Below are 25,400 nucleotides of genomic sequence, written 5' to 3'. Positions count from 1 at the left end.
CCCTAGCACGGCCGATATGTCTTTCCCCCGGGCAAGTAGCAACGAGGACCAGTGTATCCGGGGTAGTCGCCGCCGGAGTCCTGCACCGGTGGCTCGTACGGCGCCGGAGCTGGTGGCTCATACGGTGCAGGGGCTGGAGGGACGTAGACGGGAGGCAGATTGCGAATGCGTTCCGCTTCAGCTGCTTCCGCTTGGGCCTGCGCAGCCGCCGCTTTAGCCTCAGCTGCAGCCTTCGCTGCGACGGCTTCTTCCTTGGCCTTGGCGTCCGCTGCCGCCTTTTTCACGGCGTCGGCCTCGGCCTTTGTCAGCGCTGATTCTGCTTTCTGCAACGCGGCGAGGTTGCTTTCGCCGTCCTCAATATTGGCCGAAAGACGGCTGACTTGCAGTGCCAGCTCACCGGCGTCGAAGGCCGACCAGCGGACAATGTCAGTGCCTGACGTCCCGGCCTTGAGCACCGACAGGAGTGACTTTGCTGCCGAAACCGCCGCAGCCGCGGCCGCAACTGCGACGCCTGCAGCCGCAGCCGTCCCAAACGCACCACCAGCACCACCGGCAGCCGCACCAGTCGCCGTGGCGGCCTCCAACGCCGCGGTGGCAGCGGCGATCTGTGCGGGCAAGGTGCAGTCAACGTCTTGGCCGTGGATGCCCCGTGCCCCGGCCTTCGCCCCGTCTTCCGCTTCCTGCACCCGCGGCAGGAACTTGGTGTTCTTCCCGAAGGACACAGCGGTGCCGAGCCCTGCCCGCGCGATTTCGGCGCTGACAAAGGTGTCATCGGAGGTGAACACAGCGGCCAGGGTGCGGTCGTACTTGTCCGTCCGTTCGACGTCGTACTGGAGCGTGATCTTGGTGCCGGCGGGAAGCAGCTCCTTGAGGAAGTCTCCGGCTTCAGGGCCGAGGCATTCCACCGGCTCGTTGGGATCCTTGGTTTCCGGGGCGTCGATGTTCAGCAGCCGGATGTTTTGGTTCTCGCCGTCCACGGTGGCCACCAGGGTGTCCCCGTCCGTCACGGAGACGACCGTTGCGGCAGCCGAATTCTCCTCGGTGCAAGCCGTGGTGCCAACAATCAGGGCCGCAGCCAACCCCATGCCGAGCAGCAATTTGCCGGCGGAAAAACGAAAGGATGCTGCCATCGCAGGATCCACTCCTCAAGTCCCGGGAACCGCCTTTGGCGGCTCGATGACAGACCAGTTTACGGCTTCACCACGTCGTGCGGGACAACCTCATGCAGCTCAAAACCACGCGAGCGCAGCTTCCAGTAGTGCAGGCGCAGCGCCCCGGCCGTTCCCTGCTCCACATAGAGGCGCATGCACACGTCGCCGCCGCGCATTGTGGGCCCGGCCTGGGCGCCGTCATTGAGCCTGAGCACATGCGGTTCGCGCCGGCGCAGCGGCCCCGTCCTGTTGGCGACCAGGTCGACCACGGCGCGCAGGGCCTTGACGCGCTGTTGTTCGGTCAGGACGGCCCACGACGTCAGGAAATGCGGGCTGCAGGTGTACCTTCCGAGCGGGTGGGTGGCCTTGTCCCCGGCGGGAACAGCCTGTGCCCAGGCCAGCCGCAGATCAAAGCCGAATTGTTCGGCAGCATCCAAAAACAGCGTCTCCGACACGAGTTCAGAGCGCGACGTCGTCGACCGCCGTTGTTGCCGCAGCTGCACCAGCGCGGACTTGGTCTTCGTGAGATCGTCCCGGAGCGCCTCAAGCTGGTGTTCGGCGGTGTTGAGCAGCCGCGCCAATTCGGCGGCACCGCGGCGCTCATCCTCCAGTTGGTCCTGCAGCGCCCGGGCCACCTCGTCAGTGGCGCCCTGCTTCCTTGCCGCCGCCATCAAATCAGCAATGGTGCGCCGCGCCGAAACCAGCTGCATTTGGGTGCTTTGCAGGGCGGTGCGCCGCTGGGCCGGGCTGAGCAGCTCTTCCTTTCCGGGAAGTTCGACGCCGGACAGCTCGCCTTCGCCGGCAGCGCCGGGATCGTCCGGGGCTTGTGGGGCAACGGGGGAACCGGGCGTGAAGAGGCTGGCGTAGGGCCTGTCGCTGGCCAGCCAGGGCGGGCCGCCGCGCAGGAGCGGCGGGGCTGGGACTGCCGGTTCGTCGTCGTCCACGTCAAGCATGGACAGGCGGACGGCGCCGTGGTCATAGAGGACCCGCACGCGCACGACCTCGCCCTCCGTCAGCAGGTCCTCGGCGGAATCCAGGTCGTTGGAGGAAATGCGTTCCACGCCGATGCGGAAGTCGCTGCCGGGCCAGAGGTGGACTGTGGCGTGCGAGGGGCAGACGGACTTGACCCGGGCCAGTGCCACGTCGCCGTTGCTGTATTTGGTGACGGGCGAGGCGTGGGGGAGCAGGAGTTCCTTGATGTCGAGGACGTGGCTGGCCGGGTCAAGGGTGCCGGTGAGCGTCTGGCCCTTGCTGACCAGCCAGTCGAGCGGGATCCCCGGCAGGAGGTCCTCGCTGCGGATGACTGCCTTGTCGCCGCCCGGCACAAGCTCCAGCAGGGCCCGTCCGCCGGCGAGGAAGCCCCTGACCACTGCCTCGGCAACGACGGGGATGGGCGCAGTGGCGGGCTGCGGGGCTGGATCGAACTGCTCAGCAGCCACGACCTCGCATTCCAGGGTCTCGTACAGGGCCGCCAGTTGGGATGCGCGCCGGGGAACGTGCGGCCGCGTCATCCTGGCCGTCCAACGGTCCCCGTGCGGATAGACGCGGGCGCCGGTGCCAAATATTTGCAGGCGCGCAGGCAGCCCCCGTTCCAGCTGGTGCGTTTCGACGCCGTTGGCCACTTCAAACACCTGGGCGCCGGCACCGACGACGGCGGCAACCCGCTGCGCGTCGATGCGCAGGGGGTCCTCCGGGATGTAGGAAACAACGACGACGGTGTGTGACCGTTGCGGGTCAACCAGCATCCGGGCCAGGGCGCTGCCGCTCTTTCGGCGGACAGCGTGGGCCGGCGCAGCGGGTTCCGCCGGCAGGGGGAGCTTGTTCCTGTTCTTTTGCGCAGGCATGCTTGCTCCTTCCCATCGGTCCTGCCAGATCGTGTTAGTGACTTACCCTACCTCCGGGAAGCGGCTGCCTGCTGCGGCAGGCCAACGTTACGCGGTGGCTGTATAGATCTTGAACTGGCGGCCCACTGCGAATTCCCGCGCGCCTTCGGCGGCAGCCACGACATCCCCGGCGTCCACGTCTGCACAGGCGCTGACTATGCTGCGCCCGCCCGCATTGACGAGGACGGCGTTGGGTCCGATTCCCCGCAGGATGCCCAGGGTCGCCCGTTCCAGGGATTGCGCCGTGACATCCAGTCCGACCACGCCGGCAAGCACACCCTCCCTGAAAATGGGATGGGTGAAGGTCAGTACGTATTCGTCGGTGCAGAGCAGGTCGATGTAGGGGCCGGTGACGTGGGGCTGGCCCGTCGCCATGGGGACCTTGAACCACTCGGCCTTGACGTAGCGGCTCATTGACTGCGGGCTGAAATTCGCCAGTGCGTCAACGCGTTCCATGTCTTCGCCCTGCCACCAGGCGATGAAGCTTCTGTCCGCACCCAGCAGTCCGGCCGCTGCGACGAACCCGGCGCCGGCCATCATCGAGCCCGGCTCGCGCAGGAACTGCACAACAGTGGGTCGGATGAACTTGTCGATTCCGGTACCGGTGATCTTCCCGGGGGAACCAAGCCAGCTGCTGGTGGAATCCGCCCACCCGGCCAGCTTTTCTTCCAAGCCTGCAATCAAGGCTGCGAGTTCCTCAACTCCTGCTGTCATGTGCGCTGCGTCGTTGGCGTTCATAAGGATGCCTTACTGAGCGTGGTTCAGTTGTCGCTGCGGGAGTGTTCTGCCAGCAGCCAATTGGTGGTGGAAGTGGTCAATTCCTTGGTGCGCTCTTCAGCTGCCACGGAATCGTGGGCGGCGATGGCCTGGGTGATGGCCCCGCTCAATATTGCTGTTTTCTCACAAAACCCCGGATCTTCGAAGGGCAGCAAGGTCATGGTGCCCACGGCTTCCTGCAGGCGCAGCAGTTCCCTGGCCAGCCTGGCGGACCGCGCAACCGAGGCGATCTCCAGCAAAAATTCGGCAGAGTTCAAACGCCACGCAAACGCCGTGGCAGTTTCGCCCGGCTTCGTTTCGGGGCGGATGTAGGCCCGGAGCGATTCGATGTCCTCAACGCTTGAGCGTTTGGCGGCGACCCCCGCACAGGCCACGGCAATCGCCTGCAAATGCAGGCCCAGATCGGTTATTTGCAGCCGTGTCAGGTTTTGCAGGGTCTCCCTGGCCCGCACGGCCGAGGGGAAGGAGTTCTCAGTGACGAAGCTGCCTCCGCTGCGGCCGCGCACTGTTCTGATCAAGCCCTGCCCGCGCAATTGCGACAGCGCCTCGCGGGCCGTCACTGCCGAAACGCCAAGTGCGGCAGCCAGCTCAACCTCGTTGGGGAGTCGCTGCCCGCTGGTCAGCAGCCCGGATTCCACGGCAAGTTCAATGCGCCTGCACACCTCGTCAACCAGCCCGCCGGACTTGATGGGAGTGAACACGGCGGCCAGGCTGCGGGAGGCGCCGAGTGGGGACAGGGACACGGATACCAGCTTCCCGGGTAGCAGGGGAGGACAATTTTACGGCGTTTGAATCATCGTACCGGCGATTTCCCCGGCGGACTATACATAAATCATATTAAGTAATAGTATTTATCAACATCACCGCATTGTGTCCCACATCACAGTGCGGAAGTACTGTCCCTGACCAGAAAATGAAAGGCGTGCACCATGAGCCCAAGTACCTCCTCCCGTTCCCGGGGCACCGTGGGGGACGCCGTCGCGGAGGTCCCCGCCATCCGGCTGCGCAACCTCACCAAAACTTTTGGCACCAAGGGCTTTGGTGAAACCAGGGCTGTTGACGGTGTGGACCTGGACATCCGCCAGGGTGAGTTCTTCTCCATGCTCGGACCCTCCGGTTCGGGCAAGACCACGGTGCTGCGGCTCATCGCCGGCTTCGACCTGCCCACCTCGGGCACCATCGAGCTTGAGGGGCAGGACGTCAGCGGCAAGGCCCCGTTTCAGCGTGACGTCAACACCGTATTTCAGGACTACGCGCTGTTCCCGCACATGTCGCTCGTGGACAACGTGGCGTACGGGCTGCGGGTGCGCGGCATGGGCAAGGTCGAACGGCGCGAACGGGCCGTTGAGGCGCTGGAACGCGTCCAGCTCGGCACGTTCATTTCGCGCAAGCCCTCCCAGCTTTCCGGTGGACAGCGCCAGCGCGTGGCGCTGGCCCGGGCACTCGTCGTCGAACCCAAGGTGTTGCTGCTGGATGAACCTCTCGGCGCACTTGACTTGAAGCTCCGCCAGCAAATGCAGATCGAACTCAAGGAACTGCAGCGCTCGCTGGGCATCACCTTCATCTTCGTCACGCACGACCAGGAGGAAGCCCTCACCATGAGCGACCGCATTGGCGTGTTCAACAACGGCAGGCTGGCCCAGATCGGGACGGCCCACGAGATCTACCAGCGCCCCACAGGAGCGTTTGTGGCCAATTTCGTTGGCACCTCCAACCTCTTCGGCACGGACGTGGCAGCAACGCTTTACGGCAGGAACAGCCAGTTTGTGCTTCGGCCCGAGCGGCTCACGGTGCACTGGGACGGCCTTGACACCGGAATCAGGAACGACGGCGTCACCTCCCTCCGCGGGACCGTCACCTCACTGGTCTATGTGGGGCACGCAACGCAGGTCAGGGTGGCGCTCGAGGGCGGCCCTGCCGTCGTCGTTCTGGTGGACACCGACCTCCCGGGCGAACAAGCCCTGGTGGGCAAAAACGTGGCGGTGAGCTGGGCGGACAACAATGCCGTCTGGCTCCCTGACGCGGCCTGAGCAAGCAGGCAATCCAACTTTCCGACTTCAATTTTCAGACATTAAGGAGCAAGACCGTGGCAACGAAAAATACTCTCAAGGTCATCGGCACCCTGGCTGCTGCAGCATTGGCGCTGGCAGCCTGTGGCACCTCCTCCGGCGGCGACACGAACAAGCTGGCCGAATCCATCGGGGAGGGGGAGGGCCAGCTTTCCATCCTCGCCTGGCCCGGCTATGTGGAGGACGGCAGCAACGATCCCAACGTTGACTGGGTTTCCGAGTTCACCGGGGACACCGGCTGCAAGGTCAATTTCAAACCCTTCGGCACCTCGGACGAGGCCGTGACCCTCATGCGCACAGGCCAGTACGATGTCATCTCCGCCTCAGGCGACGCCTCACTGCGCCTGGTGGCCGGCGGGGATGTGCAGCCCGTCAACATGTCGCTGTTGAAGAACTACCCTGACGTGTACCCGTTCCTGAAGGACCAGGCCTGGAACACGGTGGACGGCAAGAACTACGGCATGCCCCACGGCTGGGGTGCCAACCTGCTGATGTACCGCACGGACAAGGTCAGCCCGGCACCCACCTCCTGGGGTTCGGTGTTTGAGGGTGCCTCCGCCAACACCGGCAAGGTCACCGCCTACGATTCACCCATCTACATCGCCGACGCCGCCCTCTACCTGATGAAGCACAATCCGGAACTGAACATCGAGAACCCGTACTCCTTGGACGCCGACCAGCTCGCCGCCGCCGTGGCGTTGCTGAAGGACCAGCGCCAGCACGTTGGGGAGTACTGGAATGACGTGGTGAAGGAAGTGCAGTCATTTGCCTCCGGCACCTCGGTCATCGGCACCACCTGGCAGGTGGGCGCCAACATTGCCAAGGCCGACGGCGCCCCGGTTGAGACGGTCCTGCCTGAAGAGGGTGCAACAGGCTGGTCCGACACCTGGATGATCGGCTCCAAGACCAAAAACGTCAACTGTGCCTACAAATGGCTCGACTACATCGCCAGCCCCGCAGCCAACGCCCAGGTGGCCGAGTACTTCGGTGAGTCACCGGCCAACCCCAAGGCCTGTGACCTGACGGAGGACAAGGAACACTGCGCCACCTACCACTCAGGTGACGCCGCCTACGCCGAGAAGATCTGGTACTGGACCACACCGGTGGAGAAGTGCATCGACGGGCGCACGGACGTCAAATGCACTGACTACTCCGAATGGACCAAGGCCTGGACCGAAATCAAGGGCTGACACGCCCTTCCCCCGTCCGGTGTGTGCGGCGGCCGTTCCCGAACCCGCCGCACACGCCATCCCAAGTCTCAAGGAATCAAAGGTAAGAGGACATGGCACTACAGACGCCGCCCGGCACCAAGCCGAACCCTGGCATCCCGCCGGGGCACGCCGTCGTACCCCGGGCAAAGAAGAACACCCTGTCAGCGTTCCTCAGCCGTGCACCCCGGATCCGGCTCGCTGGGCTGCTGACGGCTCCGGCAGGATGGCTCATCCTGGTGTACGTGGCTGCGCTCGCAGCCCTGCTCATCACGGCACTCTGGACAGTAGATACGTTTACCGGCAAGGTTTCCGCCACCTGGACCTTGGACAACATCATCCAGGTTGTCACCGATCCCGTGTACCAAATCATCACCCTGCGCACCATCTGGATTGCGCTGGCAGTGACAGCCATTGACATGGTCATCGCCATTCCGATCGCGTTCTTCATCGCCAAGGTGGCCACGGCCAAGTGGCAGAAGATCCTGGTCATTGCCGTGCTCATGCCGCTCTGGGCCAGTTACCTGGTCAAGGCATATGCCTGGCGCAATGTCTTGGCCGACGGCGGCCTGCTGGAATGGCTGGGCGCCCCCATTGGGGCCTCGAGCCCCGGCTATTCCGAGACCGCCGTGATCCTGACCCTGGCCTACATTTGGCTGCCCTACATGATCCTGCCTATCCACGCCGGATTTGAAAAGGTGCCCGACTCCCTGCTGGAGGCTTCCTCCGATCTAGGTGCCAAACCGTTGAAGACCATGCGCATGATCATGCTGCCCATCCTGGTTCCCTCCATCATTGCCGGCACCATCTTCACCTTCTCGCTGTCCCTGGGCGATTACATCACGGCCCAGATCGTCGGCGGCAAGACGCAGATGCTCGGCACTGTGGTCTACGCCAACGTGGGAGCCGCCAACAACCTGCCGTTTGCCTCGGCCGTGTCCCTGATCCCGATCGTGATCATCATGATCTACCTCTTCGTGGTCCGCCGCACCGGCGCCCTGAACAGCCTGTAGGAGACAGCCATGAGACTTTCCACGAGTGCCAAAATCATCCTCGGTGTCATCACCGGGCTGGTCCTGCTCTTCATTTACGCACCGCTGCTGCTGGTGGTGGTGAACTCCTTCAACGCGGACCGGACGTTCGGCTGGCCGCCCACGGGGTTCACCCTTGAATGGTGGGGCCGGGCCTTCGAATCGGTGGGTGTCCGCGAAGCGCTTGTCACCTCCTTGTGGGTGGCAGTTGTCTCCACAGTCATTTCCCTGGTGTTGGGGACGCTGCTGTCCCTGGCCCTGCAGCGGTACAAATTCTTTGGCCGCGAGGTGGTCAACCTGCTTGTCATCCTGCCCATCGCCCTTCCCGGCATCGTCACAGGCATCGCCTTGAACAACATGTTCACCACAATCTTGGGTGTGCCGTTGAGCATGTGGACGGTGGTCATCGCCCACGCCACGTTCTGCATGGTGACCGTTTTCAACAACGTGATCGCCCGGCTGCGGCGCACCAACGCCCGGCTGGAAGAGGCATCCGCTGATTTGGGTGCCGGGCTCTTCACAACTTTCTGGCTCGTGACGTTCCCGCAGCTGCGTTCAGCCCTGCTTGCCGGCGGACTGCTGGCGTTCGCGCTGAGCTTTGACGAAATCATCGTCACCACGTTCACCATCGGGGCGGGCGACACGACGCTGCCGATCTGGATTCTGCAGAACCTGTTCCGCCCCAACCAGGCTCCCGTGGTCAACGTTGTGGCAGTGGTTTTGATCATCATCTCGATCGTGCCAATCTGGCTGGCCCAGCGGCTCTCCGCCGACTCGGTCGGTGCCGTTGTTCCCAAGGCGGCCAAGGAGAAGGCGGCCGCCTGACCAGGCGGCCGGTCCCCTACAGGCATGCCGGACGTAGGGCAGGCGTCGCGGCATCGGCAGCCCCTGTCCGGGAGGGGCCTGTCCTTTTGGACAGGTAACGCTTTTGTTACATTTTTTCGGCTCCGGAAAGGCGCCACACCGCATGGTTTCGCGCATTTTTCTGTCCTCGGCACCGAGGCATGTTACCGAGCGGTAGTCCTTTTGGTCAGTGGCTGCTTTTGGCGGATCAAGCTCTCGTGTGACCTGGGGTACATTGGCTTGACAATGCGTGACGGGGATCATACTTCCCCTTTTCGCCGGGAAAACGAACAATCCCGCTGCCGCGTGGCCGTCACCCAGGGCCATGCCAGCGAGCCAGCTTTAAGGATGATTAAATGCCACTGCACCCACCCAAGCAGCGGATGGCGCGTCGTCGGTGCGATGCCGCTTCCGCTGCGCTGTGGAGGCTGATCCGTTGATCGGCTTCATAGCAAAGCGATTCATCAATTACGCGGTCCTGTCGGCCATCGCGACCTTGAGTGCATATGTTTTGGCCAGCCTCATCCTGAACCCCGCCAGCCGGTACCTGGGCAGAAATCCCCGGCCCTCCGATGAGACCATCAACGCCATCCTGGACAAGCTGGGCGTCAACCCCAACACCCCCGTGATTGAGCGGCTCTGGGCATGGATCGTGCGGCTCGTGACCGAGGGTTCCCTCGGCGACACCATCCACAACACCTCCGTCATCACCGAGATGACGGCCCGCGCGGGCACAAGCCTGCGCCTGCTGATCCTGGGCACCATCATCGCCGCACTCGTCGGCGTCGCCATCGGCGTATGGGGTGCCGTGCGCCAATACAAGCTCAGCGACCAGGCGATTTCCTACGCCTCCTTCGCCATTCTTGCCACCCCCTCCTTTGTGCTGGGCATCTTGTTGATGATCGTGGCCACCACGCTCAACAACGTTTTGGGCATCCAGCTGATCAACTTCACCGGCGAATACACCGCAGGGCTCGACGGAGGCTGGTGGGTCCAATCCTGGGACCGTGCCGCACACCTGCTGCTGCCCACCATTTCGCTGGCACTCATGGGCGCCGCCGGATATTCCAGGTACCAGCGCAGCGCCATGCTGGACGTGCTGGCCGCGGACTACATCCGCACCGCACGCTCCAAGGGCCGCACCCGCGGTTCGGCGCTTGTCCGCCACGGCGTCCGGGTGGCCTTGATCCCCATGTCCACGTACTTTGCCTACTCCTTCGCCACAGTCCTGGCCGGTGCCGCCGTCACCGAGCTCGTGTTCAGCTGGCACGGCATGGGCGAGATGCTTGTCCAGGCCATTTCGCAAAGTGACATCAATGCCTTTACCGGGGCGATCCTGTTCAACGCCATCTTGATCCTGATCGCCGGAACGCTGGCCGACATTGTGTACGCAGCCCTCGACCCGAGAGTGAGGGTGTAGCCATGTCGATGCTTGAGGAAATTCCGATCGCAGACGCCGCCGCCGCCAACCCCGAAATAGTCCATTCCAAAAAGCCGGTCTCCCGCTTCCGCCTGGTGATGTCCCGGCTGCGCAGCACACCGCGCTTCTGGGTCGGCATCGTCGGTCTTGGCACCATCATCCTGTGGGCCATTTTTGGGCTGGCCCCCAATGCCTGGAACTACACAGACCTTGACGTGTACAACATGGGCTCCAGCCCGACAAGCCTGCACTGGTTCGGCACGAGCGACATTGGCGAGGACATTTACGCCCAAACCATCGTCGGGCTGCGCAAGTCACTGATCATCGGGCTGCTCGTGGGACCGCTGGCGGCCATTGTTGCCGGCATCGTCGGAGCCGTTGCCGGCTACCTGGGCGGCTGGTGGGACCGGGGCATCGTCTGGGTCATCGACCTGCTGCTGGTGCTGCCGAGCCTGTTCCTGTTCATCCTCCTCAGCCCCATCTTCAAGTCGCTGTCCTGGGTGGCCTTGATTTTCCTGCTGGCAGGCTTTGGCTGGATGATCATGGCCAGGGTGATCCGCGCCCAAACACGGTCCCTTCGCGAACGTGACTTCATCAAGGCGGCCCGGTTCATGGGTGTTGACACCTGGACCATCATCCGCCGGCACGTGCTGCCGAACGTGTCCTCGCTGCTCATCATCGACGCCACGCTGGGAGTTGGCGGCGCCATCCTGAGCGAGTCCACCCTGAGCTTCTTTGGCTTCGGCATCCAGGCCCCCGACGTCTCGCTGGGCACACTGCTGGCCGCAGGCCAGGGTGCCGCGGCAACCCGCCCGTGGCTGTTCATCTTCCCCGCCGCCATCCTCGTATTTACGGTGCTTTCGGCCAGCCTTGTCGGCGATGCCCTGCGCGACGCCGTCGACCCAACCTCCGGAGTCAACCGTGACTGAGAAGCTAACCGAAAAACCGACAGTGATTCAGCTCGGAAAGCCGGCCACTCCGGCGGCCGGCACCAGCGCACGCCGCGGCCCCACGCCGTCGAACCCGGCCAAGCACCTGCTTGAGGTGCGCGACCTCAGCGTCACGTTCCCGCAGCCCAGCGGTGCTGTCACTGCTGTCCGCGGCGTCAGCTACCACGTGGACAAAGGCGAGTTCCTGGGCATTGTGGGGGAGTCGGGCTCGGGAAAGTCCGTCTCCTCGCTGGCCGTCATGGGGCTGCTGCCGTCGTCCGCGAAGGTCACTGGCGACATCCTCTTCGAGGGCAAGTCGCTGCTGGGCCGCAGTGACAGGGAGATGTCCAAGCTGCGCGGCGAGGGCATTTCCATTATTTTCCAGGATCCGCTGTCGGCACTGACCCCCGTCTACACGATCGGGTCGCAGATCGCCGAATCCCTGCAGCTGCACGACAGCAAGCTCTCGAAGCTGGCCGCCAATGCGCGGGCCGTGGAACTGCTGAAGGTGGTGGGCATCCCCAATCCGGAGCGCCGCGCCCAGGCCTTCCCGCATGAATTCTCCGGCGGCATGCGCCAGCGCGCCATGATTGCCATCGCCATTGCCAACAACCCCCGCCTGATCATCGCCGATGAACCCACGACGGCGTTGGATGTCACCATCCAGGCGCAGATCCTCGAGGTGTTGCAGAAGGCGAAGGACCTGACCGGCGCCGCGGTGGTGCTCATCACCCACGATTTGGGTGTTGTGGCCGGCAACGCCGACAGGCTCGCCGTCATGTATGCGGGGCGGATCGTGGAGACCGGGACAGTGGACCAGGTGTTCCGCGCCCCGTCCATGCCCTACACCATCGGGCTGCTGCGCTCCATGCCGAACCTGGCCACGGCCGGGCACACCCGGCTGGTGCCGCTGGAGGGAAGGCCGCCGCAGCTGAGCAACCTGGCACCCGGCTGCCCGTTCGCGCCACGCTGCCCGGTGGCCATTGACGCCTGCCGCACCACGGAGCCGCCGCTGACAATCATTGGGGACGACCCGCTGAACGCCTCGGCATGCCTGCGGGTGGCTGAGATTGCCGGCGGCGGGCTCAACCGGGCCGAACTGTACCCGGTGCCGACGCCGGTGGCCATCGCCGAAAGGGCCGCTGTCGCCCCGGAAAGGGTGCTGGAAGTTGCTGCGCTCAAACGCCACTTCCCGCTGACAAGGGGCTCGGTGTTCAAGCACACCATCGGCACCGTCCGGGCCGTCGACGGCGTCAGCTTTGACATCAGGTCCGGCCAGACGCTGGGCCTGGTCGGCGAGTCCGGTTGCGGCAAGTCGACAACCATCATGGAGATTCTGGAACTCGGCAAGCCCCAGGCCGGGCAGGTCACGATCAACGGCCGTGATGTGGCAACGCTGTCCGCCAGAGAACGCAAGGCTTTGCGCCGGGACATCCAGGTGGTGTTCCAGGACCCCATGGCCTCCCTGGATCCGCGGCTTCCGGTCCAGGAAATTGTGGCGGAGCCGTTGACAGTCCACGGCATTCCGGCAAAGGATCGGCTGCAGAAGGTCAGGGATGTGCTGGAGCTGGTGGGACTTGACCCGTCCATGGCGTCCCGGTACCCGCACGAATTCTCCGGCGGCCAGCGCCAGCGCATCGGCATTGCCCGCGCGCTTGTCACAGACCCCAAGATCGTGGTGCTGGATGAGCCGGTGTCGGCCCTTGACGTCTCAATCCAGGCCGGCGTCATCAACCTGCTGCAGGACCTGCAGGAAAAACTTGGGCTGTCTTATTTGTTCGTGGCCCACGACCTGGCGGTTGTGCGGCAAATCGCTGACACCGTGGCCGTCATGTACCTGGGCAGGATCGTGGAAAGCGGTCCCTCGGAGCAGATCTTCGACAACCCGCAGCACCCCTACACGCGGGCGCTGCTCTCCGCGGTACCGGTGCCGGACCCGGCGGTGGAGCGCAGCCGGACCCGGATCATCCTCGACGGCGACCTGCCGAGCCCCACGGAGGACATCGCCGGCTGCAACTTCCGCACCCGCTGCCCGCTGTACCGGCTGCTGGATGCCGCCGGCCAGGAACGCTGCCGCAACGACGACCCCGGCGAACGTCCGGTCGACGGCAGCCTCGTGGCATGCCACCATGCCGAACACATAGACCTCATGACCTCGGGAACAGTATGAGCACCGCGACACCATGAGCACCCGAAAAGTCTCACCGCAACCACAGTCCCGGCGGGCCAGCACCACTTGCCCGCCGGGGATCATTCAATGGGAGGAAACAATGCAACACATCAAGAAGATGGTGGGCGCCGGAGTTCTGGCGCTGGCCCTCACCGTCACCGGCTGCAGTGCCGGCGGCGGTGGCGGCGGCGACAAACCCGTCGTGGACAACAGCAAGGGCGCTGCCGAAACAGGGGCGCTGCCCACCACGGCCTGGACCGTTGCCGACTATGCAGCTGTCAAGGACGGCGGCACATTGACGCTGGCCGTTGACCAGATGCCTGACAACTGGAACACGCTGCAGGTTGACGGCAACGTCAAGGCCGGCAGTGAAATCCTGGATCCCACCACAGGCGGCCCCGTCCGCAACACCGTCGACGGAGGCTGGGAACTGAACCCCGACTACGCCACAGAGGTGAAGCTGGCCGGTGAGGACCCGCAGGTTGTTGAGATCAAGCTGAACCCGAAGGCCGTTTGGGAAGATGGCACACCCATCACCTACAAGGACTATGACGCCACGATCAAGGCGAACAACGGCACCAACAAGGACTACCAGATTGTTGGCGACAACGTCTACAAGGACATTGAGTCGGTCACCAAGGGCGAGACGGACTTCGACTTCAAGATCACGTTCAAGAACAAGAACGCCGACTGGCCCTCGATCCTGGGCGGCAGCACCGCCGGCGCGGTTCAGACAGCCGTGCTGCCGGAAGCCATTGCCTCCGACGTGACTGCCTTCAACGAGGGCTACAAGTCCAAGCCGGTGCCCGCCAGCGGACCGTACAAGGTCGGTGACGTGGACGCCGCCGGCCAGGTTGTCACACTGGTTCCCAACGACAAGTGGTGGGGCCAGAAGGTGAAGCTGGAAAAGATCATCATGAAGGTTGTCTCCCGTGACGCCCTTGCCCAGGCCTACGCCAACAAGGAACTCGACGCGGTCAGCATCGGCACCAACAAGAACAACTACGACACCGCCAAGAAGCGCGCCGACGGCGCCATCCAGCAGTCCGGCGGACTGACCTGGAACCACGTCACCATGAACGGTTCCAAGGGACCGCTCATGGATGCGAAGGTCCGCCAGGCAGTGGCCCGTGCCATTGACAGGGACACCATTTCTGCCAGCCGCCTGAGCCCCATCGGTGCACCGGTGGCCAGCCAGAACAGCTACATCTACATGCCCGGCCAGAAGGGCTACGAAGACAACGCCACGTCGGTCATCGGGTTCGACACCGCCAAGTCCGAGGCCCTGTTGAAGGAAGCCGGCTACACCAAGGCAGCCGACGGCACGCAGGAAAAGGACGGCGCCAAGCTGGAAATCGCGTACACCCTCGATGCCAACAACCCAGTGTCAGAGCAGATCTTCAAGCAGATCCAGGCCAACCTGAAAGTTGTCGGCATCACCCTGAAGAACAACACGGTTCCGGAGGACAAGTTCTTCTCCGACTACGTGCTGAAGTCCAACTTTGAACTGACAGGCTTTGCCTGGTCGGGCACGGCGTACCCGGTGGCCTCCACGGAGTCGATCTTCTACCCTGTCGATGCCGGCCAGAACTTCACCGGCCTCACCGATGAAAAGCTCGGCGACATGTGGGCCGCGGCCAACGCAGAGCTCGACCCGGCCAAGCGCATCAAGCTGGCCAACGAGATCGACAAGGCGATCTTCGCCTACACCCCTGTCATCCCGCTGACCCCGACACCGAACACCTATGGTGTCAGGAAAGACCTGGTCAACTACGGTGCCGGACAGTTCGAATCAATCGACTGGACCACCGTGGGCTTCAAGTCCTAGGCAGCTCCACCTGAAAGGCCCGGCCCGCTCACCATGAGCGGACCGGGCCTTTTCCCTGTGCCCTGCATTTACGGGCCCTGCGCCGGGGTGCAGTGTGCCCCACGTCAGTGTGCCTTGCGATTCTCCGAGCTACGTCAGTGTGCTGGCGATGGCGAGCGCCAGCAGCAGGACACCAACGACGACGGCCGGCAGGTTCCAGCCGCTGGCCACCTTGTGCTGGCTGCCGGGCTGGTGTTCGGGCTGGGCGGCGGGGGAGGGGGAACCGGCGTCGTGCTTCAGGGATGCAGTGTTGCCGCGTTCCCACGCGTCCCAGGCCGTCTGGACGGCCGTTTGGGTGTGCGGCAGGGCGGCCATGGTGCGGGCGCCGCCGGTGCCGGAGAGCATTTTCGGGCCCAACTTGCCGGACCCCGGTGCACCCCAACTCGGGATGCGGCCGGCTGTGGTGTCAAAGCTGACGTTTTGCATGACGCGCAGGGCGGTGAGCTCGGAGAAGGGGATTTCGTGGTCCCGCAGGATGTTGCGGATGCTCAGGCCGGTGGCATGGATCAGCAGTTGTGGCCGCCACAGGAGCACGTAAACACCCCACGCCGCGAAGAGCAGCCACGGCAGGAAATCCCAGATCGAGGCCGGGGTTCCGGTCAGGAGCAGGTTCACGGCAAAGAACGCACAAAACGCCAGGGCAACCGCCCCGAGCACGCGGGTGGGCGCGGAACGGACGGACACGGTGCGCGGGGTGTTGGAGGCTGTTTCCATGGTGCTTCAAGAATGCCAGACTTTTCGGCAGCGAATGTTTCCCGGGGCCTTGGGCATCGGCGTGGAGCGGCCCTATCCGGTGGCGGCCTTCGGCGGATCTGTTTCGGCTGCCCCGCCCGTCCCTGCGATGCTTGCCGGGTTGGCCAAAACAGCCGCGAAGGCCTGTTGGGCAGCTCCCACCAGCAGCAGGTCCGCGCCGAGGGCTGCCCTGGCGAAGCGGACGTCGTCACGCGGCCCAATCATGGCCTTGGACTTCACTGCTGTTTCCATGCGATCAGGATCGGCGGCGTGGAGTGTGCCCAGGAAACCGCCGAGAATGATCAGCTCGGGGTTGAAGAAATTCACGACGCTGCAGAGCGATTCGGCAAGGAAGTCGATTTGTTGGTGGACAAGTTCAAGCAGTTCCGGCGCGGCAGCCTCCGGCTTGGCGAGTTGGCTTAGAAGGGTCTCATCCAATTTCTCAATGTCGGTGGATGCCAAGTTCAAGGCGGCAAGCAGCGGTGCCTGCCGGACCTCAGTTTCCAGGCAGCCATTTCGTCCGCAGTGGCACAGGCCGCCGTCGGAATTCACCAGGGTATGGCCGATCTCGCCGGCGAATCCGCTGGTGCCCGTGACGGAAATGCCGCCGATGGAGATGCCGCCACCAATGCCGCTGGCGCCGCCGTTGAGATAGATGTGGTCCCTGGCCCCGCGTCCGGCCCCGAAAGTGCTCTCGGCGATCAAGCCGGTTGAGGCGTCGTTGGCCACAACGACAGGCAGGTCCAGGGCCTTGTTGAGCATGGCCGACAACGGCACATTGTGCCAGTCGAGGTGGGGAGCCAAAACAACTTCGCCGTCGTGCTCGCGGACCAGGCCCGGCACGGCGACGCCAACACCGACGGTTCGGAAGGAAGTGTCGAGTTCACCCCGCATGCCGGCAACGACGGCGCCAACAATGTTGACCACTTCCTCGGGTGTCGGCACCCGGGCGGTGTCGTAGCGGATGCGCTTGAGGACCTTGCCGGAAAGCGACACCAGGCCAATGGTCACGGCATCAATTTCGGGGTTGACGGCAATGGCGACAACGTCCTCGCGCGGGACAATGATCGGGCTGGGCCTGCCGGCAAGGTGGGTCGTGCCTGGTTCTTGTTCTTCCACCAAGCCCAGCGAGACAAGTTCGGCAACCAGCCCGGCAATGGTGGATCTGTTTAATCCGGTGGCACGTGTGACGTCTGCCCGGGAGAGCCGGCCCTGCACGTGGGCCAGGTTCAGGACCATGGCTAGGTTGTTGCGTCGGACGTCGTCGAGGTTGTTGCCCCTGCGTGTTGGCTTTGTTGCTGAAAGTTCCGGCATTGCCCCTCAATTCACCCCTTTGTGACACGCTGATACGGAAAACCGGCGCGCCCTATCGTAGCTGAGCACGTCCATGCCCGGGCGTTCCGTGAGCGATTACTGCGCCTTGAACGCGGAATCGAAGGCAGCCTCCGGTGCCGGGAAGGCGTTCTTCTTCACGAAGGCCAGCGCCTCGGGTGCACCCAGGAGCCTGTCCATTCCCGCGTCTTCCCACTCAACCGAGATGGGCCCGTCGTAGCCGATCTGGTTCAGGGCACGGAAACTTGCCTCCCAGGGGACGTCGCCGCGGCCGGTGGAGACGAAGTCCCATCCGCGGTTCAGGTCTGCCCAGGCCAGGTGTGAGCCAAGCACGCCGTTGCGGCCGTTGCCCAAACGCAGTTTCACGTCCTTGCAGTCGACGTGGATGATGCGCTCGGCAAATTCCAGGATGAAATCCACCGGGTTCAGCTGCTGCCACATGAAGTGGCTGGGATCCCAGTTCAGGCAAAATGCCTTGCGGTGGCCGATGGCTTCAAGTGTGCGTTTGGTCGTCCAGTAGTCGTACGCAATTTCGCTCGGGTGGACTTCGTGCGCAAAACGTACGCCCACCTCGTCGAAAACATCCAGGATGGGATTCCAGCGGTCGGCAAAGTCCTGGTAGCCGGCGTCGACCAGTTCCTGCGACACGGGCGGGAACATGGCAACGTACTTCCAGATGCTTGAACCCGTGAAACCGATGACGGTGTTCACGCCCAGCTTGGCGGCCAGCCGGGCGGTGTTCTGCATTTCCTCGGCGGCCCGTTGGCGGACGCCCTCCGGGTCGCCGTCGCCCCACACCACGTCGGGGAGAATGTCGCGGTGGCGCTGGTCTATGGGGTCATCGCAGACTGCCTGGCCCTTGAGATGGTTGGAAATGGCGTAAACCTGGAGATTGTATTTGGCAAGGAGCGCCTGCTTTTCCTTGACGTAGGCGTCATCATCCCAGCGCCAGGGGTCCAAATGGTCGCCCCAGCAGGCAATTTCCAGTCCGTCGTACCCCCATTCCGAGGCCAATTTGGCCACTTCCTCCAGGGGCAGGTCGGCCCATTGGCCGGTAAACAAGGTGATTGGACGGCTCACTTAAGTCTCCTTAATGCATCATGTGTGTCGGTCGGCGGGCCGTGCCGCCCGGTGTCCGCGGGTTTTCTGCCGCGGACACCGGGAGCTGACTGGGTGGCCCTGGCTAGGAGGCGAAGGCGGCACCGATGTACTTGTCGACGTTCTCCTTGGTGACAACCGGGGCGTCAAGCACGATCCGGTTCGGCACGCCCTGGGTGATCAGGTCTGATGCCGGCTCGCCCAGGGCGATCAGCCGGGCCAGGACGATGCCGTCGGCTGCCTGCGTCGACGGGTAAATCACGGTGGCCTGCAGGACCGAATCACCGGCCTTGATGGATTCCATGGCGTTCTTGGAACCTGCGCCGCCAACCATGAAGAATTCGCTGCGGTTGGCTGCCGAGATGGCGGCCAGGACGCCGATGCCCTGATCGTCGTCGTGGTTCCAGATGGCGTCAATCTTGGGAGCCGAGGAGAGCAGCTGGGACGTTGCTGCTTCACCGCCCTGGACGGTGAAGTCGGCGGCGACGCGGTTGTTGACCTTCAGGCCGCAATCTTCCAGGGCTTCCTTGAAGCCGCGGCTGCGGTCCTGGGTCAGCGGCAGGCTGTCAATGCCGGCGATTTCGGCAACGACGGCGTCCTTCTTGCCGTCGAGCTGTTCGCAAATATAGGTTCCGGCGCTGACACCCATGCCGTAGTTGTCGCCGAGCACCGTGGTGCGGGCCGCGAAGGTGCTGCTGAATTCGCGGTCAACGTTGATCACGGGGATGCCGGCTTCCATGGCCTTGATGGCGACGTCCGTCAGCGCGGCGCCGTCGGTGGGCAGCATGACGATGGCGTCCACCTTGTTGTTGATGAACGTTTCGATCTGGCTGATCTGGAGGCTGGCGTCGCTGGTGCCTTCGGAGACGACAAGTTCAACGTCGTCGAACTGCTTGGCCGCGTCCAAGGCTGCGGTGCTGATGGCACCGATCCAGCCGTGGTCGGCCGCGGGGCCGGAGAAGCCGATGGTGACCTTGTCGCCTGGCTTCTTCGCCGCCTTGGTCTCGCCGGCATTGTTGTTGGCGCTTGGATCCGGTTCCGGTGTTCCCGGCGTGCAGGCTGTGAGCAGTCCGGCGACGGCCAGCATGGCGCCCGAGGCGAGAAGCATCCGGTGGCGCAGTGAACGGTTTTCACGCATCTTGATTCCTCCAAATATGAACTGACCCAAATGATTTGGTGTAGCTGGTGTGAGCCGTCAGTGCGGAGGGAAATTACCGAGCGAAGAAGAATCTCTTGATCGTGAAGTCCACTTTGACGTCTCAAGCAACATAACAGGCATTTTTGGATATTGATAGAGATTTCAACGGAACTTTAGCCACCCGAAATCTACATTGGTACGTTTAGTGAACAAACCGAATTGCGGTAACTTTCAAGAAACACTTCGAAAAAAACTAGTGCAATATTTAGAAGCTGCTGTTATGTTGCCTCTATGACCATTGCCGCTCATACGGGTCCACTGCTGACCGTTCGCTCACTCACCAAGGGGTTTTCAGGGGTCCAGGCGCTCAAGGGCGTGGATCTGGAAGTCCTGCCGGGGGAAGTCCACTGCCTGCTGGGCCAGAACGGTGCCGGCAAGTCAACTCTCATCAAGACCCTCTCCGGGGCCTACCAGCCCGACGACGGCCAGATAATTTGGCAGGGCCAACCCATCACCATCGCCAGTCCGCAGGATGCCATTGCACTCGGCATTGCCACGATGTATCAGGAACTCGATGTTGTCGACGGACTCACCGTGGCTGAAAATATCTTCCTTGGCCATGAACACGCCAAGGCCGGCGTTATCGACAGGCGCACCAGCATCCGCAAGGCCAGGGAATTGATGAGCCGGCTGGGCCACAGCAAAATCCCTGTGACAGCCGAAGTTGGCACCCTCTCCGCAGCCAACAAGCAAATTGTCAGCATGGCCAGGGCGCTCTCGCACGACACGAAGCTGATTGTCATGGACGAGCCGTCGGCTGTCCTGGACTCGGATGAGGTCGGCAACTTGTTCCGTGTGGTGGCCGATCTCAGTGCCGCGGGTATTGCGGTGATCTACATTTCGCACAGGCTTGAGGAGATCCGCAAGATTGGTGACCGCATCACCGTCATCAAGGACGGCCGGACAGTGGCAACAAATCTCCCTGTTGCGTCCACACCGACCTCGGTACTGATCAAGCTGATGACGGGCCGGGACGTGAGCAACGTGTTCCCCAAGTCAGGGACCGTCAAGCCGGACGCACCCGTCATCCTTGACGTGCAGGACCTGGCCCTGCCGGGTGTCTTTGCCGGCGTAAGTTTTCAGGTCAGGGCCGGTGAAATTGTTGGCCTGGCTGGTCTTGTGGGTTCGGGCCGGTCGGAGATTCTGGAAACGATCTACGGCGCACGCAAATCCTCAACCGGATCCGTGGCGATCGTCGGCAACAAGGTGGCCCCGGGGTCTGTGCAGTCAGCCGTTGCAGCCGGAATGGGCCTCTCTCCCGAGGAGCGCAAGAGCCAGGGGCTCATCCTTGACGAGCCAATCTACCGCAATGTCACCCTTGCCAGCTTTGCGCGCTGGGCCAAGGGCGGACTGCTCAATGAGAGGGCGGAACGCAGTGTTGCCCACGCACAGATGGACTCCCTTGAACTGCGCCCGGCGGATCCGGACAGGATCACCAGGACCCTCTCCGGCGGCAACCAGCAAAAGATCCTGCTGGCCCGTTGGCTGGTCCACGGCACCAAACTCCTGCTTCTGGACGAACCAACCCGGGGAGTCGATGTTGGTGCACGTGCTGAAATTTACGCCCTGGTGCGGCAACTGGCCGACGCCGGCACCGCCGTCGTCGTTGTCTCCAGTGAAATCGATGAGGTGCTGGGCCTCTCCGACCTGGTCCTGGTCATTTCCGACGGCCGTGTCATCCACAGCTCCCCAGCAGCCGCCATCGATGAGCACGACGTGCTTGACATGGTCATGAAAGGAACCGCAGCATGAGCGAGCACAAGCAGCCGGCCGATCTTATTGACGGCGGTGCGCCGGCCCCGGACAAGCCAGGCCGGGCTAGCCCCGGGTTGAAGCAGGGGAACCCACTTTCCAGCTTCTTCAGCAGTCCCGGCGCGAGGTCGCTGGGACTCGTCATTGCCCTGTTGCTGCTCGTGCTGGTGGGCTACCTTACGGCCGGTGAGCGCTTCATGAGTGTTGGCAACCTGATGGTAATCCTGCGCCAGGCCTCCATCATCGGCGTCATCAGCATCGGCATGACCTTTGTGATCACGGCAGGCGGCATCGACCTGTCCGTCGGTTCCGTCATGGGCCTGTCCTCAGTTGTCGCAACACTGTCCTGGGTGCAGGCATTCGCCTCCGACACGCACTGGATCGTCATGGTGCTGGCGGCCATGGCGGCCGGCACCCTGGTGGGGCTGCTCAACGGCGTCGTTGTCGCGTATGGCAAGGTGGTGGCGTTCATAGCCACACTGGCAACGCTGGTCGCGGCCCGGGGACTGGCCGAGTTGCTGGCCAACCGCAAGACCCAGATAGTTGATGTCACCGGCTTTAAGTCGGCCTTGTCGGGGAACCTGCTCGGGATCCCCATGCTGATCTGGATTTTTGCCATTGTGGTTGCCCTGGGCTGGTTCCTGCTCAATCGGACCACCTTTGGCCGCCGCACTGTTGCCATTGGCGGCAACATGGAGGCCGCGCGCCTGGCCGGCATCAACGTCAAACGCCACACCACGTACCTTTACGGCCTGGCCGGGCTCACCGCCGGAATCGCCGGCTTCATGATGATGGCCCGCACCACCTCGGGCAGTTCCACACACGGCACGCTGTACGAGCTCGACGCCATCGCCGCCGTCGTGGTTGGTGGGACCCTGCTGGTCGGAGGACGCGGGTCCATCATGGGCACGGTTCTGGGCGTGCTGCTCTTCTCCACCCTGATCAACGTGTTCACGCAGAACAACCTGTCCACCTCGGTGCAGGCCATCGTGAAGGGCGTCATCATTGTTGGCGCCGTCATGCTGCAGCAGCGATTTGCCGACCGCGATCCGAAGAAGCCTCTCGCCCCAAAGCTGCCGGCGGCAACAGCGAAGCGGTAACGCCGCGGCCCGGACAACAAAAAACTGTGTGGCTCCGCAACAGGCACGGAACCACACAGTTGACCCTCGGGGGCGTTATTTGATTGCAGCCTTGGCGCGGCGCTTGTTGAAGACGTCAAAGGCGACGGCGGCAAGGAGCACCAGGCCCTTGATGAGCTGCTGGAATTCCGTGCCAACGCCCATGATCGACATGCCGTTGTTCAGGATTCCGATGATCAAGCCACCAATGATGGCGCCGACCACCGTGCCAATGCCGCCAGTGACGGCCGCGCCGCCAATGAAGACGGCGGCGATGGCGTCAAGTTCGAACCCCTCGCCGGCCTTGGGGTTGGCCAGGTTGAGCTGGGCCGTGAACACCAGGCCGGCCAGGGCGGCCAGGACGCCCATGTTGATGAACAAGGTGAAGGAGACACGCTTGGTGTTCACCCCGGAGAGTTCGGCCGCGTGGGCGTTGCCGCCAATGGCATAAATGTGCCGGCCCCAAATGGAGTTGGCCATCACGGCCGAGTAACCCACCATGAGCACGCCCATGACCAGGAGGACGATCGGGGTGCCGCGGTAGCTGGCCAGCAAGTACGCGATGAGCAGGATCAAGGCGGTGGTGAACACCATCTTGGCCACGAACCACTGGAACGGTTCATCTTCGAGGTTGTACTTCTTGCGGTTTGCCCGCTGCTTGATGCCGGAGACGACAAACGCCAGGGCGGCAAGAACACCAAGGATGACAGTCAGCGGTTCCAGGAAGGAGGTGCCGCCGCCAAGGTCGGGAAGGAAGCCGCTGCCCAGTGCCCTGAACTCGTCGGGGAAGGGGGAGATCTGCTGGTTTTGAAGGGCAATCTGTGCCAGCCCGCGGAAAGTGAGCATGCCGGCAAGGGTGACGATAAACGAGGGTATGCCGAAGTAGGCAATCCAGAACCCCTGCCACGCACCCACCAGGGCGCCGAGCACCAGGCAGGCAATGATCGCCAACCACCAGGGCATGTGCCACTGGGTGATCATGACCCCGGCCATGGCACCGACAAACGCCACCACGGAACCGACGGACAGGTCGATGTGACCGGCGATGATCACCATCACCATGCCGACAGCCAGGATGAGGATGTAGCTGTTTTGCACGATCAGGTTGGAAACGTTGATGGGGGCCAGGGTGATGCCGTTGGTGGTGATCTGAAAGAAGATGATGATCACGATCAGGGCGATGAAGAGCCCCACTTGGCGCAGTTGGCCGGTGAGAAAACGTACGGCGGATTGGACAGCAGTCATCAGATGTCCTGCTCCTTTGCTTGAGTCATGAATTGCATGAGGTGTTCGGCGGTGGCTTCGGCCCGTGGCACGTTGGCGGTGATGCGACCTTCAGCCAGGGTGTAGATTCTGTCGCAAATGCCCAACAGCTCGGGCAGTTCCGAGGAGATGACGAGAACGCCCTTGCCTTCCTCAGCCAGTTGATTGATGATGCTGTAGATCTCGTACTTCGCACCGACATCGATGCCACGCGTCGGTTCATCCAGGATCAAGATGTCGGGGTCGGTGAACATCCACTTGGACAGGACGACTTTTTGCTGGTTTCCACCCGAGAGCTTGCCCGTGATGGAGCCAACGCCGGGCGCCTTGATGTTCATGCTTTTGCGGTAGCCTTCAGCCACCACATGTTCCTTGGCGCTGTCGACCCAGCCCCAGCGGGCCAGTTTGGCAAGTGCGGCACCGGAAATGTTGCGCCTGATGTTGTCCAGCAGATTCAGCCCGTAATGCTTGCGGTCTTCGGTTGCGTAGGCGATGCCGTGCTTGATGGCGGCGGCGACGGTGTGCGCCTCAATGGCAACACCGTTTTTGTAGAGCCGGCCGCTGATGTTGGTCCCGTAGCTGCGGCCAAACACGCTCATGGCGAGCTCTGTGCGGCCGGCACCCATCAAGCCGGCGATGCCAACGATTTCGCCGGCCCGGATGTTCAGGTTTGCCGCCTTGACGACTTGGCGGCCCTGGTCCACCGGGTGGTGGACGGTCCAGTCCTCAATGCGCAGCAGCTCCTCGCCGATGCTTGGCGTGTGGTCCGGGTAGCGGCTGCTCAGGTCCCTGCCCACCATGCCCTTGATGATGCGTTCCTCCGAGATCTCATCGGCGTGCATGTCAAGGGTTTCAATGGTTTGTCCGTCGCGAATGATCGTGACCTTGTCGGCCACTGCCTTGATCTCGTTGAGTTTGTGGCTGATCATGATCGAGCTGATGCCCTGGCCCTGGAGATGCTTGATCAGGTTGAGCAGGTTTTCCGAGTCGCTGTCGTTCAGTGCCGCCGTGGGCTCATCCAGGATGAGCAGTTTGACCCGCTTGGAGAGGGCCTTGGCGATTTCCACCAGCTGCTGCTTGCCGACGCCGAGTTCAGAGACCTTGGTGGTGGGATGGTCATTCAGTCCCACCCGGGCCAGAAGCTTCGATGCCTCCAGATTGGTCTTGTTCCAGTCGACAAAGCCCCTGGCGGAGAGCTCGTTGCCCAGGAAGATGTTTTCGGCGATGGACAGGAACGGGCTCAGTGCCAGTTCCTGGTGAATGATGACAATGCCGGCAGCCTCGGAGGACTTGATGTCCTTGAACTGGCAGAGGGTGTCCTCAAACCAGATTTCGCCGTCGAAGGTTCCCTCCGGGTAGACGCCCGAGAGGACCTTCATGAGTGTGGACTTGCCGGCACCGTTTTCGCCGCAGATGGCGTGCACCTGTCCGCGCTGGACCTCCAGCGAAACATTCTGGAGGGCCTTGACCCCCGGGAATGTCTTGGTGATGGCACGCATTTCAAGGATCGTTGATGTCACGATGGACCTTCATTTCGCGTTCGTGATGGGAATGTCATT

At 63.1% G+C, this 25,400-nt stretch carries 20 protein-coding genes; 10 read left to right on the top strand and 10 right to left on the bottom strand.

Annotated elements, in window-relative coordinates; genetic code table 11:
* Positions 1-2 precede the first annotated feature (2 nt).
* The 4 genes from AC1L6K_RS18340 to AC1L6K_RS18325 form a co-directional block, all read right to left on the bottom strand.
* Entirely contained in the window at positions 3-1,130 is a 1,128-nt protein-coding gene (locus AC1L6K_RS18340) for a thermonuclease family protein (protein WP_480950264.1), read from the bottom strand.
* Positions 1,131-1,189: 59 nt separating this feature from the next.
* A complete protein-coding gene (locus tag AC1L6K_RS18335; protein WP_480950263.1) occupies positions 1,190-2,995 on the bottom strand; it encodes a PspA/IM30 family protein in 1,806 nt (601 codons plus the stop codon).
* An 87-nt stretch (positions 2,996-3,082) separates the two neighbouring features.
* Entirely contained in the window at positions 3,083-3,772 is a 690-nt protein-coding gene (locus AC1L6K_RS18330; RefSeq protein ID WP_480950262.1) for a cache domain-containing protein, read from the bottom strand.
* 23 nt (positions 3,773-3,795) lie between these two features.
* Positions 3,796-4,554, bottom strand: a complete 759-nt coding sequence (locus AC1L6K_RS18325) for a FadR/GntR family transcriptional regulator (protein ID WP_480950261.1) — start codon at positions 4,552-4,554, stop codon at positions 3,796-3,798.
* 186 nt (positions 4,555-4,740) lie between these two features.
* Here AC1L6K_RS18325 and AC1L6K_RS18320 point away from each other — a divergent pair, with 186 nt between their 5' ends.
* The 8 genes from AC1L6K_RS18320 (at position 4,741) to AC1L6K_RS18285 (ending at position 15,309) form a co-directional block, all read left to right on the top strand.
* On the top strand, positions 4,741-5,841 hold the full coding sequence (locus AC1L6K_RS18320) for an ABC transporter ATP-binding protein (RefSeq protein ID WP_480950260.1): 1,101 nt from the start codon (positions 4,741-4,743) through the stop codon (positions 5,839-5,841).
* A 56-nt stretch (positions 5,842-5,897) separates the two neighbouring features.
* The gene (locus AC1L6K_RS18315) at positions 5,898-7,070 is read left to right on the top strand and encodes an ABC transporter substrate-binding protein (protein ID WP_480950259.1); all 1,173 of its coding nucleotides are present in this window, start codon (positions 5,898-5,900) and stop codon (positions 7,068-7,070) included.
* 92 nt (positions 7,071-7,162) lie between these two features.
* The gene (locus AC1L6K_RS18310; protein ID WP_480950258.1) at positions 7,163-8,101 is read left to right on the top strand and encodes an ABC transporter permease; all 939 of its coding nucleotides are present in this window, start codon (positions 7,163-7,165) and stop codon (positions 8,099-8,101) included.
* A 9-nt stretch (positions 8,102-8,110) separates the two neighbouring features.
* A complete protein-coding gene (locus tag AC1L6K_RS18305) occupies positions 8,111-8,944 on the top strand; it encodes an ABC transporter permease (RefSeq protein ID WP_480950257.1) in 834 nt (277 codons plus the stop codon).
* A 454-nt stretch (positions 8,945-9,398) separates the two neighbouring features.
* Positions 9,399-10,382, top strand: coding sequence for an ABC transporter permease (locus AC1L6K_RS18300; RefSeq protein WP_480950256.1), 984 nt, complete (start codon positions 9,399-9,401; stop codon positions 10,380-10,382).
* A 2-nt stretch (positions 10,383-10,384) separates the two neighbouring features.
* A complete protein-coding gene (locus AC1L6K_RS18295) occupies positions 10,385-11,311 on the top strand; it encodes an ABC transporter permease (RefSeq protein ID WP_480950255.1) in 927 nt (308 codons plus the stop codon).
* Positions 11,312-11,426: 115 nt separating this feature from the next.
* The gene (locus AC1L6K_RS18290; protein ID WP_480952821.1) at positions 11,427-13,481 is read left to right on the top strand and encodes a dipeptide ABC transporter ATP-binding protein; all 2,055 of its coding nucleotides are present in this window, start codon (positions 11,427-11,429) and stop codon (positions 13,479-13,481) included.
* 100 nt (positions 13,482-13,581) lie between these two features.
* Positions 13,582-15,309, top strand: coding sequence for an ABC transporter family substrate-binding protein (locus AC1L6K_RS18285; protein ID WP_480950254.1), 1,728 nt, complete (start codon positions 13,582-13,584; stop codon positions 15,307-15,309).
* A 129-nt stretch (positions 15,310-15,438) separates the two neighbouring features.
* Here the strand turns inward: AC1L6K_RS18285 and AC1L6K_RS18280 are convergent, their stop codons facing one another.
* The 4 genes from AC1L6K_RS18280 to AC1L6K_RS18265 form a co-directional block, all read right to left on the bottom strand.
* Positions 15,439-16,062, bottom strand: coding sequence for a hypothetical protein (locus tag AC1L6K_RS18280; RefSeq protein ID WP_480950253.1), 624 nt, complete (start codon positions 16,060-16,062; stop codon positions 15,439-15,441).
* Positions 16,063-16,134: 72 nt separating this feature from the next.
* Positions 16,135-17,394, bottom strand: a complete 1,260-nt coding sequence (locus AC1L6K_RS18275) for an ROK family protein (protein ID WP_480950252.1) — start codon at positions 17,392-17,394, stop codon at positions 16,135-16,137.
* 96 nt (positions 17,395-17,490) lie between these two features.
* Positions 17,491-18,492 carry a sugar phosphate isomerase/epimerase family protein gene (locus AC1L6K_RS18270; protein WP_480950251.1) on the bottom strand — a complete coding sequence of 334 codons (1,002 nt, stop codon included), beginning with the start codon at positions 18,490-18,492 and terminating at the stop codon, positions 17,491-17,493.
* A gap of 103 nt (positions 18,493-18,595) precedes the next feature.
* Positions 18,596-19,648: a substrate-binding domain-containing protein gene (locus AC1L6K_RS18265; RefSeq protein WP_480950250.1), complete on the bottom strand. Its 1,053-nt coding sequence runs from the start codon at positions 19,646-19,648 to the stop codon at positions 18,596-18,598.
* A gap of 291 nt (positions 19,649-19,939) precedes the next feature.
* Between AC1L6K_RS18265 and AC1L6K_RS18260 the strand changes: the two genes are divergently transcribed.
* Together AC1L6K_RS18260 and AC1L6K_RS18255 are read left to right on the top strand one after the other, a co-directional pair.
* Positions 19,940-21,460 carry a sugar ABC transporter ATP-binding protein gene (locus AC1L6K_RS18260; protein ID WP_480950249.1) on the top strand — a complete coding sequence of 507 codons (1,521 nt, stop codon included), beginning with the start codon at positions 19,940-19,942 and terminating at the stop codon, positions 21,458-21,460.
* A complete protein-coding gene (locus tag AC1L6K_RS18255; RefSeq protein WP_480950248.1) occupies positions 21,457-22,560 on the top strand; it encodes an ABC transporter permease in 1,104 nt (367 codons plus the stop codon). Before AC1L6K_RS18260 ends, AC1L6K_RS18255 begins: the two co-directional genes overlap by 4 nt.
* Positions 22,561-22,635: 75 nt before the next feature.
* On the opposite strand, the gene mmsB is transcribed toward AC1L6K_RS18255, so the two are convergent.
* Both mmsB and mmsA read right to left on the bottom strand, forming a co-directional pair.
* Positions 22,636-23,823 carry a multiple monosaccharide ABC transporter permease gene (mmsB, locus tag AC1L6K_RS18250; protein ID WP_480950247.1) on the bottom strand — a complete coding sequence of 396 codons (1,188 nt, stop codon included), beginning with the start codon at positions 23,821-23,823 and terminating at the stop codon, positions 22,636-22,638.
* Positions 23,823-25,361, bottom strand: coding sequence for a multiple monosaccharide ABC transporter ATP-binding protein (mmsA, locus tag AC1L6K_RS18245; protein ID WP_480950246.1), 1,539 nt, complete (start codon positions 25,359-25,361; stop codon positions 23,823-23,825). The genes mmsB and mmsA overlap by 1 nt, the downstream gene beginning before the upstream one ends.
* Between the last annotated feature and the right edge of the window lie 39 nt (positions 25,362-25,400).

The organism is Specibacter sp. BI4, from assembly GCF_056680095.1.
The sequence above is the reverse complement of the archived record's forward strand: the minus strand, read 5'-3'. Positions and strand labels throughout refer to the sequence as shown.

Excerpts from the sequence above, each read along its gene's own strand:
- AC1L6K_RS18340 (WP_480950264.1), bottom strand. The coding sequence starts at position 1,130 with ATGGCAGCATCCTTTCGTTTTTCCGCCGGCAAATTGCTGCTCGGCATG.
- AC1L6K_RS18335 (WP_480950263.1), bottom strand. The coding sequence starts at position 2,995 with ATGCCTGCGCAAAAGAACAGGAACAAGCTCCCCCTGCCGGCGGAACCC.
- AC1L6K_RS18330 (WP_480950262.1), bottom strand. The coding sequence starts at position 3,772 with ATGAACGCCAACGACGCAGCGCACATGACAGCAGGAGTTGAGGAACTC.
- AC1L6K_RS18320 (WP_480950260.1), top strand. The coding sequence starts at position 4,741 with ATGAGCCCAAGTACCTCCTCCCGTTCCCGGGGCACCGTGGGGGACGCC.
- AC1L6K_RS18310 (WP_480950258.1), top strand. The coding sequence starts at position 7,163 with ATGGCACTACAGACGCCGCCCGGCACCAAGCCGAACCCTGGCATCCCG.
- AC1L6K_RS18305 (WP_480950257.1), top strand. The coding sequence starts at position 8,111 with ATGAGACTTTCCACGAGTGCCAAAATCATCCTCGGTGTCATCACCGGG.
- AC1L6K_RS18295 (WP_480950255.1), top strand. The coding sequence starts at position 10,385 with ATGTCGATGCTTGAGGAAATTCCGATCGCAGACGCCGCCGCCGCCAAC.
- AC1L6K_RS18285 (WP_480950254.1), top strand. The coding sequence starts at position 13,582 with ATGCAACACATCAAGAAGATGGTGGGCGCCGGAGTTCTGGCGCTGGCC.
- AC1L6K_RS18280 (WP_480950253.1), bottom strand. The coding sequence starts at position 16,062 with ATGGAAACAGCCTCCAACACCCCGCGCACCGTGTCCGTCCGTTCCGCG.
- AC1L6K_RS18275 (WP_480950252.1), bottom strand. The coding sequence starts at position 17,394 with ATGCCGGAACTTTCAGCAACAAAGCCAACACGCAGGGGCAACAACCTC.
- AC1L6K_RS18265 (WP_480950250.1), bottom strand. The coding sequence starts at position 19,648 with ATGCGTGAAAACCGTTCACTGCGCCACCGGATGCTTCTCGCCTCGGGC.
- AC1L6K_RS18260 (WP_480950249.1), top strand. The coding sequence starts at position 19,940 with ATGACCATTGCCGCTCATACGGGTCCACTGCTGACCGTTCGCTCACTC.
- AC1L6K_RS18255 (WP_480950248.1), top strand. The coding sequence starts at position 21,457 with ATGAGCGAGCACAAGCAGCCGGCCGATCTTATTGACGGCGGTGCGCCG.
- mmsB (WP_480950247.1), bottom strand. The coding sequence starts at position 23,823 with ATGACTGCTGTCCAATCCGCCGTACGTTTTCTCACCGGCCAACTGCGC.